The organism is Sinorhizobium meliloti, from assembly GCF_017876815.1.
Taxonomy (GTDB): domain Bacteria; phylum Pseudomonadota; class Alphaproteobacteria; order Rhizobiales; family Rhizobiaceae; genus Sinorhizobium; species Sinorhizobium meliloti.
Genome location: NZ_JAGIOS010000003.1, coordinates 1,081,649 through 1,093,491 on the forward strand (window position 1 = coordinate 1,081,649; position 11,843 = coordinate 1,093,491).

At 60.4% G+C, this 11,843-nt stretch carries 13 protein-coding genes; 8 read left to right on the plus strand and 5 right to left on the minus strand.

The window, feature by feature from the left end; all coding sequences use genetic code 11:
* Positions 1-54 precede the first annotated feature (54 nt).
* From JOH52_RS31700 to JOH52_RS36675, 7 genes are all read left to right on the plus strand, one after another.
* Positions 55-1,503, plus strand: a complete 1,449-nt coding sequence (locus JOH52_RS31700; protein WP_020479344.1) for a sugar ABC transporter ATP-binding protein — start codon at positions 55-57, stop codon at positions 1,501-1,503.
* Entirely contained in the window at positions 1,500-2,447 is a 948-nt protein-coding gene (locus tag JOH52_RS31705; protein ID WP_013845107.1) for an ABC transporter permease, read from the plus strand. Before JOH52_RS31700 ends, JOH52_RS31705 begins: the two co-directional genes overlap by 4 nt.
* The gene (locus JOH52_RS31710; RefSeq protein ID WP_013845108.1) at positions 2,444-3,391 is read left to right on the plus strand and encodes an ABC transporter permease; all 948 of its coding nucleotides are present in this window, start codon (positions 2,444-2,446) and stop codon (positions 3,389-3,391) included. The genes JOH52_RS31705 and JOH52_RS31710 overlap by 4 nt, the downstream gene beginning before the upstream one ends.
* Positions 3,392-3,405: 14 nt before the next feature.
* Positions 3,406-4,320 carry an SMP-30/gluconolactonase/LRE family protein gene (locus tag JOH52_RS31715; protein WP_013845109.1) on the plus strand — a complete coding sequence of 305 codons (915 nt, stop codon included), beginning with the start codon at positions 3,406-3,408 and terminating at the stop codon, positions 4,318-4,320.
* A 297-nt stretch (positions 4,321-4,617) separates the two neighbouring features.
* Positions 4,618-4,944, plus strand: a complete 327-nt coding sequence (locus tag JOH52_RS31720; RefSeq protein ID WP_003525245.1) for an ArsR/SmtB family transcription factor — start codon at positions 4,618-4,620, stop codon at positions 4,942-4,944.
* Positions 4,941-5,471 carry an SRPBCC family protein gene (locus JOH52_RS31725; RefSeq protein ID WP_013845110.1) on the plus strand — a complete coding sequence of 177 codons (531 nt, stop codon included), beginning with the start codon at positions 4,941-4,943 and terminating at the stop codon, positions 5,469-5,471. The genes JOH52_RS31720 and JOH52_RS31725 overlap by 4 nt, the downstream gene beginning before the upstream one ends.
* 72 nt (positions 5,472-5,543) lie before the next feature.
* A complete protein-coding gene (locus tag JOH52_RS36675) occupies positions 5,544-5,966 on the plus strand; it encodes an SRPBCC domain-containing protein (RefSeq protein ID WP_080567598.1) in 423 nt (140 codons plus the stop codon).
* A gap of 114 nt (positions 5,967-6,080) precedes the next feature.
* Here JOH52_RS36675 and JOH52_RS31735 read toward each other — a convergent pair whose 3' ends face one another.
* The 4 genes from JOH52_RS31735 to JOH52_RS31750 all read right to left on the minus strand — a co-directional run bounded on the left by JOH52_RS31735 (position 6,081) and on the right by JOH52_RS31750 (position 10,302).
* On the minus strand, positions 6,081-6,710 hold the full coding sequence (locus JOH52_RS31735) for a TetR/AcrR family transcriptional regulator (RefSeq protein WP_014532072.1): 630 nt from the start codon (positions 6,708-6,710) through the stop codon (positions 6,081-6,083).
* Positions 6,711-6,798: 88 nt separating this feature from the next.
* Entirely contained in the window at positions 6,799-7,242 is a 444-nt protein-coding gene (locus JOH52_RS31740) for a hypothetical protein (RefSeq protein WP_014532073.1), read from the minus strand.
* 421 nt (positions 7,243-7,663) lie between these two features.
* The gene (locus tag JOH52_RS31745; protein WP_014532074.1) at positions 7,664-8,617 is read right to left on the minus strand and encodes an SDR family oxidoreductase; all 954 of its coding nucleotides are present in this window, start codon (positions 8,615-8,617) and stop codon (positions 7,664-7,666) included.
* Positions 8,618-8,757: 140 nt separating this feature from the next.
* Positions 8,758-10,302 carry an MFS transporter gene (locus JOH52_RS31750; RefSeq protein WP_014532075.1) on the minus strand — a complete coding sequence of 515 codons (1,545 nt, stop codon included), beginning with the start codon at positions 10,300-10,302 and terminating at the stop codon, positions 8,758-8,760.
* A gap of 255 nt (positions 10,303-10,557) precedes the next feature.
* Here JOH52_RS31750 and JOH52_RS31755 point away from each other — a divergent pair, with 255 nt between their 5' ends.
* A complete protein-coding gene (locus JOH52_RS31755; RefSeq protein ID WP_010967097.1) occupies positions 10,558-10,761 on the plus strand; it encodes a cold-shock protein in 204 nt (67 codons plus the stop codon).
* A 197-nt stretch (positions 10,762-10,958) separates the two neighbouring features.
* Here the strand turns inward: JOH52_RS31755 and JOH52_RS31760 are convergent, their stop codons facing one another.
* Positions 10,959-11,831 carry a PhzF family phenazine biosynthesis protein gene (locus tag JOH52_RS31760; RefSeq protein ID WP_014532077.1) on the minus strand — a complete coding sequence of 291 codons (873 nt, stop codon included), beginning with the start codon at positions 11,829-11,831 and terminating at the stop codon, positions 10,959-10,961.
* Positions 11,832-11,843 lie beyond the last annotated feature (12 nt).

The following is an 11,843-nucleotide window of genomic DNA, read 5'->3' on the forward strand; positions in this document are numbered from 1 at the left end:
CGTGGCCGTAGATGACCGCGCGGCAGTCTTGTTGAGCAGATGATGGCGAGCAGTATGGACGACGTAGCGAAGGCGATCATTGCGGTCGACGGCGCCAAAGTGAGCTTCGGCGCAGTCAAGGCGCTCGACGGCGTCACGCTTCGTGTCATGCCCGGCGAATGCGTTGGGCTCGTCGGACATAATGGGGCCGGCAAGTCCACAATCGTCAGCGTGATCAATGGCGGCCTCATGCCGCACCACGGAATCGTCACGAGTGACGGCGAGCGGCAGGAACGCTACGGCATCAATGCCGCCCGCGACCGAGGCGTGCGCTGCGTCTTTCAGGAGCTGTCCCTCTGCCCCAACCTCTCCATCGTTGAGAACACCCGTCTTGTACATCGCACTCTCGGCGGATTCGGCTGGCGTTTGCGGGCTGCGAAGATCATCGAGAAGAGCCTCGACGCGGTCTTCCCCGGCCATGGCATCGACAGCGGCCGGACCGTGGGAGATCTTTCGATCGCCGAACGGCAGATGGTCGAAATCGCTTTGGCCTTTTCCGATGCCGGCACTCCCGCGCGGCTGGTGATCCTGGACGAACCGACATCGTCGCTCGATGCAAGCCTCGCCCGTCAGATGCTCGACCATGTCCGCCGCTTCATCGCCGCGGGCGGATCCGTCATCTTCATCTCGCATATCCTGCACGAGATCCTCGAGACCGCCGACCGTATCGTCGTCATGAAGGACGGCCGCGTCGTCGCCGAACGTCCGGCGCACCGCTTCGACCATCACGGGCTCGTGGAGGCAATGGGGAGCGTAGCGAAGGCGGAAACGCGGCAGCGACCGGTGCGCGACCAATCCGCGGCACCAGTCATTCTGTCCCATCAGGCAGCGGGTATTCCATTCACGGCGCGCACCGGCGAGATCATCGGCCTCGCTGGCCTGGCTGGCCACGGACAGACCGAACTCCTCCTCGCGCTGCATGCCGCCCGGTCCGGCAACTGGCTGCCGCAGGGTAATCCGCTCGTCACCTTCGTCGCCGGCGACCGCCGCCTCAATGGGATTTTCGAACTGTGGAGCATCCTGCGTAACTTCTCCATCGCCTCGCTCGGTGACATGTCCCGCCGCGGTCTCGTCCTCGAAGCCGGCGAAAAGACGAGGGGAACGGCCTGGAAAGAACGGATCGAAATACGCACGCCCGATTTGAATAACCGCATCCTGTCGCTTTCCGGCGGCAACCAGCAGAAGGTGCTCTTCGCCCGTGCACTCGCCACGCGCGCACCAATCGTTCTGATGGACGATCCGATGCGCGGCGTGGACGTCGGGACCAAGCAGGAAGTCTATGCGATCATCCGCGAGGAGGCGGCGGCCGGCCGCACCTTCATCTGGTACTCGACGGAAATGGACGAGGTTTGCCTCTGCGACCGGGTCTATGTGTTCCGCGAGGGCCGCATCACGGCCGAACTCGGTGGCGATGCCATCGACGAAGCGAACATTATCTCCGCGTCCTTCGAGGGGACCGCATGACGTTCCGCCTGTCCTCCGACGCCATTCGCCTTGTCATTCCCGCTCTATCGCTGTCGCTGCTGCTGGCCGCGGTGTTCTGGCTGCAACCGCGCGCCATGAGCTATATCGGCCTTAACCTGCTGTTCAACCTTGCCGTGCCGATCGCGCTCGCGACGATCGCGCAGATGCTCGTGATGGCGGTGAACGATCTCGATCTCTCGATGGGCGCCTTCGTCAGCTTCGTCGCGTGCGTGACCGCGACTTTCCTGCGGGACGCGCCGGCAATCGGCATCCTGATCCTCGCCGGCGCGGTCGCAGCCTATGCGGCGATCGGCGTCGTCATCCATTTGCGCAACCTGCCGTCTATCGTCGTCACCCTCGGCATGAGCTTCGTCTGGGGCGGCCTTGCGGTGCTGTTGCTGCCGGCACCGGGCGGGCAGGCGCCCGACTGGGTGCGGTGGCTGATGACCGTCAAGCCGCCCCTGGCCCCGATGGCGATCGTCGCCAGCATCATAATCGCCGTCATTGCGCATTTCATCGTCAAGCGGTCCTCGCTCGGCGTTCTGATCCGTGGCGTCGGCGGCAACCAGCGCTCGGTGGAGCGCGCCGGCTGGTCGATCGTCGCTGCGCGCGCGACCGCCTATGCCCTCGCCGGCCTCTTTGCGGTTCTAGCCGGCATCGCCCTCGTCGGCTTGACCACTTCGGCCGATGCCAATATTGCGCTGCGCTACACGCTGCTGTCGATCGCCGGCGTCATCCTCGGGGGCGGTGAATTCACAGGCGGCCGCGTCTCTCCCATTGGCGCCGTCATCGGGGCGCTAACTCTGACGCTTGCCGGCTCGTTCCTCTCTTTCCTGCGCATCTCACCGGATTGGCAGATTGGGGCGCAGGGTGCGATTTTGATCATCGTGCTCGCGCTCCGCCTGATGCTGAACCGCCTCGAGAGGCGGGAGAAACGCCGATGAACGCACTTATTCGCCAGTTCGGCAAACCTTGGGTCTGGTCGTGGCTTGCCGCCTTTATCGTCTGGTTCCTGACGATCATGGTGACGGGCGGCGCCGGCACGCTCGGACTGTCGCAGGCAGCGCTCACCTTTGCGGCCTTCTCGGTGATCGTCGGCATCGGGCAGATGTTCGTCATCACCCTCGGCCCCGGAAACATCGACCTCTCGGTTCCCGCTACCATGACGCTCGCCGGCACGGTGGCACTGAAGCTGATGAATGTCGAAAACGGCATGGTCCTGCCCGGCCTTCTCCTTGCCGTCTTCATTGGCCTTGGCGTCGGCCTTTGCAACTATACGCTTATCAAGGCGCTGCGCATCCCGCCAATTATCGCAACGCTCTCCATGAGCTTCGTCGTCCAGTCCGGCGCGATCTGGACGAACCGCGGTCTTCGTATCAAGCCCCCGAGCGTGCTTGCGGAATTTACCACCACCAATACGCTTGGCGTCCCGAACGTGGCGATCGTCGCTGTCCTGATCTCCATCCTCGCCTGGATCCTGCTCGAGAAGACGATCTACGGCCGCTGGATCTCGGCCATCGGCCAGAGCATGCCGGCCGCGCGCATGGCAGGCATCCCGGTCGACGGCACGCGCTTCGTCACCTACCTGTTCTGTGCCGTGCTCGCTTCGATCAGCGGCTATCTGCTCGCCTGCTTCTCCGGCGGCGCGGCGCTCAACATGGGCGCGGAATATCTTCTGATGTCGATCGCCGTCGTCGTGATCGGCGGCACAGCGGTGGCCGGCGGCGATTCCAACGTGCCCGGCATCTGGGGCGCATCGCTCTTCATGTTCCTCGTGGTCTCCATGCTCAACACCTATGGGCTCGGCGCAGGCATTCGCCTCATCATGACCGGCCTCATCATCATCAGCGTCATCATGCTCGCCGGCGGTCGCCGGGGCATGCGATAAACGGAAAGACTGCCATGGCCGAGGCCTCCATCTACGAAATCCACGACCCGCGCTTCCGGCAGATGATCGTGACCAGCGCTGGGCTCGACGAGCTCTATTCCGGCTGCCGCTGGGCGGAAGGTCCCGTCTGGTTCAACGACGCGAACCAGCTCCTGTGGAGCGACATTCCCAATCAGCGCATTCTGCGATGGACGCCGGAGGGCGGCGTTTCCGTCTATCGGCAACCGTCGAATTTTACCAATGGACATACGCGCGACAGGCGGGGGCGGCTCATCTCCTGCGAGCACGGCACGCGCCGCGTCACGCGCACCGAGGTGGACGGTTCGATCACCGTGCTCGCCGATCGTTTCGAAGGCAGGCGGCTCAATTCGCCGAACGACGTGGTGGTGAAGTCGGATGGCACAATCTGGTTCACCGATCCCACCTACGGCATCATGTCCGACTACGAAGGCTATCACGCCGACCCGGAGCAGCCGACACGCAACGTGTACCGGCTCGATCCGGAGACCGGCGAGCTTTCGGCAGTCGTGACGGACTTCACCCAGCCGAACGGCCTCGCCTTCTCGCCCGACGAAAAGATCCTCTACGTGGCGGATTCATCGGCGAGCCATGACGACCGCCTCCCTCGGCACATACGCGCCTTCGACTTGACGGACGGCGGCCGGCTTGCGAACGGCCGCGTCTTCTGCGTCATCGACAAAGGAATTCCGGACGGCATCCGGACGGACGCGAACGGAAACCTCTGGTCGAGCGCCGGAGATGGCGTGCACTGTTTCGACACTGCCGGCAAGCTGATCGGCAAGATTCTCGTTCCGCAGACCGTCGCCAATCTCACATTCGGCGGTCCAAGGCGCAACCGCCTGTTCATTGCGGCAACCCGCTCGCTTTATTCAGTTTATGTCGCCGTGACGGGATCCCAGGTGCCTTAGAGCAATTCGAGGAAAAGTTTGTGACGATTTTCCTCGAAACGGCCAAAGGCCGTCAATCGTCTGACCGGAGGGTCGACCTCCTTTCAGCGATAGATTTCCGGCGGAGATAGTGAAGTTCGTCGTCGAGCACGTCTTCTGCAATCTCGATCACCAGGATTTCGGCCGGCCATCGGTGCCGCCCGCAGCGGACCTTCGAACGGTCCTTCATGTCGAAGGAGCTGTTTCCCCGCGAAAATGCGAACCGGTAATGCTCAACCAATCGGTTGACATTTTTCCGTTTCGGCAATACTAAACCATATGGTTGACGAAAAGCTGACTCTGACATTCGCTGCCCTTGCGGATCCCACCCGGAGGGGAATGCTTGCCGCTCTGACATCTGGTGAGAAGCCTATCAGCGAACTCGCCAGGCCCTATCAGATGACGCTCGCTGGCGCTGCAAAACATGTCGCGATCTTGGCGCGAGCCGGCCTCATCGAACGACGCAAGGTTGGCCGGCAGAATATCTGCCGGCTGAACGCCGGGAATTTGAAAGAGGCGAATGACTGGCTCGCCCAGTGGCAGCGGTTCTGGAACGTTCGCCTGGACGCGCTTGAACAGGCCCTAAAGGAGGAGCTGAATCAATGACTGCAGACAAGATCTCGCCCGACATGCTTCGCTTTGAACGAATCCTCGCGGCACCTGCCGCTACCGTTTGGCAGTACCTGGTTGATCCCGAGCTCCGCGCGCGCTGGTTCATGTCGGGTCCAACGGACCTGCAGGTTGGCGGCGCCTTCGGGCTGACCATGGATCACGACCGTCTCTCGGACGAGGTCGTTCCCACGCCGGACCGGTACAAACCGTATGTTGGCCATCGCTGGCACGAACGCATTACTCGCTATGAACCACCTCATCTCCTGGCCTTCACATGGGAAGACGGCAAGGCGGGGGAAGTCACGTTTGCGCTGACCGAGATAGACAGCGGAACAACACGCTTAGTCCTGACCCACACGGGTCTTCGTGGCTCTGAGGATGCGCTCAACTTCGGTGGTGGCTGGCACGCACATCTTGCGGTCCTTGAGAAACGGATCGCTGGAATAAGCATTCCTGACTTTTGGGCCCTTCATGCCGTGGCTGAGCGTGAAATGGAAATCGCGCTAGCTTCTGAGGCGTGACGAACTCCGGCTCCCGCTGAATACCACCGAAAGGAACCGGGCGATGAGGAACGTTTCACATATTCCACCTACATCCGCTGCAGCCCCGACGTTCCTTGGCAAGCCCTCGCGATCCAGGAGGTTACCAGGCAGTATTGGGCGGGCACTTGGCAAGAAAGCGATTGGTCGCGGGGCTCTCCATGGCGGCTGGTTGCTCCGGATGGGCGGCCAGCGGATTCCGGAGAGGTCATTGAGGCGGATCGACCGAATAGGCTTGTGATTTTCTGGCGCGACGAGCTTCATGAGGACCTCCGCCAGGAGGGGCATTCCGAGGTTAGCTACGTCATCGAAGATGATCGACACGTCGGTAAAGCTGACGGTCCTCCAATAATCCGAAGTGGAAAACTCCCGTTGCCATCGCTGCTATCTCGAAGGGATGGCCTCATCTCATTGCTAGCGTCAAATCTCTTCTGGAGACGGGCTACCCGTTGGAAGAAACAATGGCGGGGCGCGTAGACCTTTGATGTCGGATCACGATGTCGCGCCCGCCGCAGCTACGTAAGCTATCTCGGGTCGATGACCAGAAGGCGGCTTAGCGATCAGATAGCGAAGCAAAATTGCTCCACGTGTTTAGATGTCTGGCTCAAGCCTGCTTTTCGCCGCGCTGGCTTCGGTCGAGTGAGACTGTATCTGTGCAGCGTCGAGCGCGATCCTCACGGCGGTCAGATATGATTGCTCGTCGGCGAGCTCCGGCGTGTATTGGCGAACCGTATAAAGCCCCAAGAGCGCCAGGTAGATGGCTTTCGCAAGTTGTTCCGCCAACGGGTGCGGCGCGCCAAGAAGTTTGAACTCCTCCGTGAGGTGTTTGGTGCGCATCGCATCCACCTCCCGCACTGCGGCCCTTGGCAATGGGTCCTGTGCCGCCCACGCCCGAAGCGCGCACTCTGTTTTCGCAACGTCCAAAGCACCAGACGTCGATACGACGGCGAGTTCTGCCAACGCCTCCAAGCGTTCACGTGGTGTGTCGAAGTGACTAGTCTGTTCGATTAGATCGGCGGTGAAGTCACGCTTCCAAAACTCTATGATTGCCTCGAGAAGCTCACCTCTATTCTTGAAGCGCCAGTAGAACGGGCCTTTGCTCACGCCAAGAATCACGGCCAAACGTTCCACCCTGACCGCCTCAATGCCTCCGGCTGTCAGAGCAGTCAATCCGGCCGCGACCCAATCGGCCTTTGTTGGACCATCTTGTTTATCTGCCATTCGACCCGCCTCACGGTCCGCCCCGTCTGCCGAAGCTAGGCACTTCCAGAAAAGTGTATAACGGCTTTCCGTCCGGAAGTGCGTCGTTTCAAAGGGTTGGAGCGCCGGCTCTTTCCGCCGGACGGGCGGCCGCCCAAAATATGATGAGCCCTACCGGGCCGAAGATCGCCCATTGAATAAGGCCCCAAGGGTTTCCGAACCAGACAAAGGTGAAGAACAGGCAGATACCCGAAACCACCAGGAAATGACCTCCTATTATCCAGGCTACCGGCCAGCGCCAGTCGCTACGGAATGCCGCCACCAGCGTGGCCACGGCACCGCCCACTATCAGCGCCGCCATCTGGTACCACAAGATGTCGAGCACACCGGCCGAGGAGGGTGGCAGATTGGCCGAGTAGACGGGGTACATCACCTCGGGCGTCCCGCCAATGATGTGGTAAATGGCGGCAACGGCATTGACTGCGGATGCCACCAGAAGTGCGCTGCGGCCGGCGCTCCCATCTTGAGGGCGATTGACTAAGTCCGTTCTCATCGTGATGACCCATCCGTACTATACGGCGGCGTATACTACACCGTTGCAGATACGTCAATATACGGTAGCGTATAGAACATCGCGACAGAGACCGCCGGGCTTCCGCTCGTCCAACGCGGCTATCGGGACCGGCAAACGACCGCCCGGATATCACTGCTGGTCCCGTGACTTGGAGAAAACGAACCGCCGAAAGCCCCCGAGAAATTGGGGAGGACAATCTCCCTCCCGACTACTCGGTCATGCATGGAAAGAGGCCTGCCTGGACGCGCCAGGCTGACCCGCAGCGCCTACCAAAGTACCGAAGCGGCATTCCCGCCGCTACGGTCCTTCGGGAATTCCGCACTTAGCCGACCATGAGACAGATAGTTCTCCCCTCACCCTGAGGCGATTTGAACCGGAGCACTGAAATTACAAGACGAGATCAATAACCGCCGACGATCGGAAGAATCTCGCCGGTGATGTAGCTCGACATTTGCGGAGAGGCGAGGAAGACGTAGGCCGGAGCAATTTCCTCTGGCTGCGCTGCCCGCTTCATTGGCGTTTGGGAACCGAACTTCTCCACATCTTCAGCCTCTTTGTCCGATGGATTGAGAGGCGTCCAGACCGGGCCGGGGGCGACGGCGTTCACGCGGATACCTTTGGGCACGAGATGTCCCGAAAGTGCACGGGTGAAGGCATGAATTCCCCCCTTGGTCATGGAGTAGTCCAGAAGTTCCTTCGAGCCGGTAAGGCCCGTGACGGATCCAGTGTTGATGATTGCCGAGCCGTTCTTCAAATGCGGAATAGCGGCCTTTGCCATGTAGAAGTAGCCGTAGAGGTTCGTCTTCAGCGTTTCGTCGAAGTGCTCGTCGGTCAGGTCCTCGATGTCACGAGTGTGAACCTGGAAGGCGGCGTTGTTGATGAGGATGTCGAGGCGACCAAGCTGCATCACCGTTTTTTCCACTGCCTTTCGGCAGAAGCTCGCATCCTTGACGTCGCCTTTGATCACAAGGCACTTGCGTCCCTCCTTCTCAACAGCAGCCTTTGTGTCATCTGCGTCCTGAGATTCATCGAGATGCACGATGGCGACGTCCGCCCCTTCACGGGCAAAGAGGACTGCCACCGACCGACCGATGCCGGAGTCACCCCCCGTGATCAGCGCCACCTTGTCCTTCAGCTTGTCTGAGCCCTTGTAAAACGGTGCATCATACATTGGCGCGACGGGGAGATCAGCCTCTGAGCCTGGCTTGTCCTGATGCACCTTTGGGAATGGCGGCTCTGGATAACGTCGAGCGCCCGCCTGCATGGCTCCTGAGGTCTTCGGCTTTTCCTTCTTGTCGGCCCTTTCAACCTGTTTCTGGATATCGCGCTGCTTCTGCCCGGTTTCGGATTTCATTGGTACCTCCTTCGATTAAGGAGGTAGAACGTTGGCGAGGCCAAAAGGTTTGGGCGAGACCGGCTCAATCCATGCAATCCGCCGACTCCGATGAGGGCACTACCCGCTCCTCTCTCCCTGCCATCCTAAATCATCGTGGTCTAATGAGGGGCCAATGTGCTCTCGTCGATGTGTGCGGTGGCATATACCCGCCGGGCGACGATCGCGAGAAGAAGGAGCGTCACCGTTGCAACGACGCAACAGATGGCAAAGCCAAGTGAGAAGCCGCTTTTCGCTGTCTCCAGCCAGACAGCGGAAGTTGAACCTGGCATCGACCGAGCTGTCTCGACTGCGCCGGCAAGAGTCGCAGAAACGGCCTCGGCTTGCACGGGATTGAGGCTGCTCAGGTCGGCGCGGTTCATCGCCATACGATAGATCAGGGTCGCCAAACTGCCGAGCACCGCGATGCCCAATGCGCCTCCAAATTCAGCGCTCGTCTCCGATATGGCCGAAGCCGAGCCTGCCCGTTCGGGCGGTGCAGTCCCGACGATCAGGCCGGTCGTGGTAAGGACGACCGGAACGAAGCCGAAGCCGATAATCATGCTGGAGCCAAGGATCCCGATCAAGCTCTCGGCGTAGGCGGCGATAGCCATGGCGGCAGCTCCCGCTGCATTGATCAAAAGCCCGCCGAGCACTGTTCTGACGGGTCCGAAGCGGTTGGTGAAGCGGTAGGCCTGGAAAGACATGACAGCGAAGACTAGGGCCGATGGCGCAGACCAAAGAGCAGCTTCCAATGGTGACAGACCAAGCACAAGCTGCAGGAAGAGGTTCTGAAACAGAAAGACGCCGAAGACGAAGAAGACACCGGCGAGGTTTACCATCAGAGAGGCCGTGAACGCTGGTACCCGAAAGAGCGCGAGGTCGACCAACGGATCGCTGAGGCGCCGCTGGCGCCTCACAAACAGGAGGGCGACCAGAAGCCCCAGGCCGATGTAGACGATTTGGGCAAGCTGGAAGCCGTCGGCAGCCATATGCTTGAAACCGTAGATGATCGGCAGAACGGTGGCGAGCGAAAGCACGACACTCAATAAATCCAGTCGGCCGGCATCATTGTTCTTGTATTCCGGCAGCAGAAACGGGGCGACCGCCAGAAGCAGGAGCATGACTGGTATGTTGATCAGGAACACCGATCCCCAGTGGAAATACTGTAGCAGAATTCCGCCGATGAGGGGGCCAACGAGGCCGCCCAGCGCAAAGGCCGTGCCCCAGATGCTGATCGCCCTGTTCCGCTCCGCCTCATTTTTGAAGAGATTGACGATGAGCGACAGAGTGGAGGGAGCGATCGTCGCACCGGCGATGCCAAGCAGGGCCCGTGCCAGAATGAGTTGCCCCGGGGTATTTGAGAAAGCCGCGAAGGCGGATGCGACGCCGAAAGCAAAAGCGCCCATCAGCAACACCCGCCGGCGACCGATCCGGTCTCCCAGCGTTCCCATGGTCACGAGAAAGCCCGCGACCATGAAGCCATAGATGTCATTTATCCAGAGCAGTTGCGATGCGGACGGATCGAGGTCCGCAACGATCGCGGGCACCGCGAGGAACAGCACCGACAAGTCCATCGAGTAGATCAGGCATGCGATGGACAGGACCCACAGGCCAACCCACTCGCGGCGGCTTGCCTGCTCAGGCGTGTGAATGTTCTCTGCCATGGTCGTCCTCCCGGAAGCCGGCGGAGATTTCCCTGAATCGCATCAGTTGACAAGTATCAATTTCCAGGAAGACCGGCTTTGATCCCAAGGAACGCTTTCATGGATTCAAGCTCAGCCTAAACGAGACCGTCATTCCTCGTCACCGAAGTAATCACACGTGGGAATGATCATAAAGGCTGCTGACATTGATCGGAAAGCATTCGCGCTGTAGGTTCGGCACGCGAGCCAAAAGTGCGCGAGCAAGGAGGGACTATCATGCCTAAAGGTACTGTTAAATTTTTCAACGACGACAAGGGTTTTGGCTTCATCACGCCTGAGGATGGCGGAACGGACGTCTTCGTTCACGTGTCTGCCTTGCAACACGGCGGTTCGCTGAAAGAGGGTGACAAAGTCAGCTACGACGTCGGTCAAGATCGCAAGACCGGAAAATCGAAGGCGGAAAACGTATCCGTGCTTTGATCGATGGACGATCTCAATGAGCGTGCGTAAAAGCGCTTTTGAGAGCACGCCGAGTTCCTGTCGTTCAATGTGACAGATTCGACGGCAGAATTCCGGCAAGACCAGAGCGCCTCAGTGTTTCATTGAAACACTGAGGCGCTCTGTCCATGAGGCTACGCGTGTCACGGAAACCGCTACACACTTTTCCTGGAAGGGCTCTAAAGCCGGATCACTCCTTTGACCACGACGATCCCGGCCCCGGAGAGTTCCGGCAGGGGAGCAAGTCGGATACGCAGAATGCTCCGGCGGCCCATTTTGGTGCCTTGCTCGATTACCAGTTCGTTGTTCGTGAGGTTTCCCGTGGCGGCAAGATAGGCCGCCAGAGGGCCGGCTGCGGTCCCCGTTGCAGCATCCTCCCAGAGGCCGACGGAGGGATTGAAAAACCGAGCGTAAGCGGTATCCGGCGCATCAGCATCGAGGGCATAGATGTAGCAGCCCTCCGCAGGCGTCTTCTCAAGAACGGCGAGCAATTTGTCGGCGACCGGCAGCGCTCTGTCCACGGAATCCACATTCAGGACGCGCACCATAAGGTGCGTGGCTCCGGTATCGGCCGGACGTGCAGGCGGTTCGGGCAAAATGTCTCTGGGATCGAGGCCGAGGGCGTCAGCCAGAGGCGCGACGTCGTCCAGCGGATTCGACAAGCGCAAAGGCATCTGGCGCATGCGGCCGTGGATGCGACCGCCGACCGACTCGAGCTCAATCGGCAGAACATCTCTACCGATCTCCTGCTGAAAGGTTCGGGCCGCGGTCAGCGAACCGAGGTCGCCATTCTCTGCGAGCCAGAGCCACGCCCCAAGTGCATTGTGACCCGCACCGAACACCTCTGCACCGCTCGCAGTGAATGATCGCAGTTTCCAGTCCGCCCGTGTGCTCCGCATGAGGAATGTGGTTTCGGCTTGATTGAACTCGCCTGCGATCCGTCGCATCTGGTCATCCGTCAGGCCGTCCGCGTCCTGTACCACGGCCAGCGGATTCCCCGTCAGCGGCACATCCGCAAATACATCGATGAGACCTGCGATCAGTTCTACCATTTTGCACCTCGA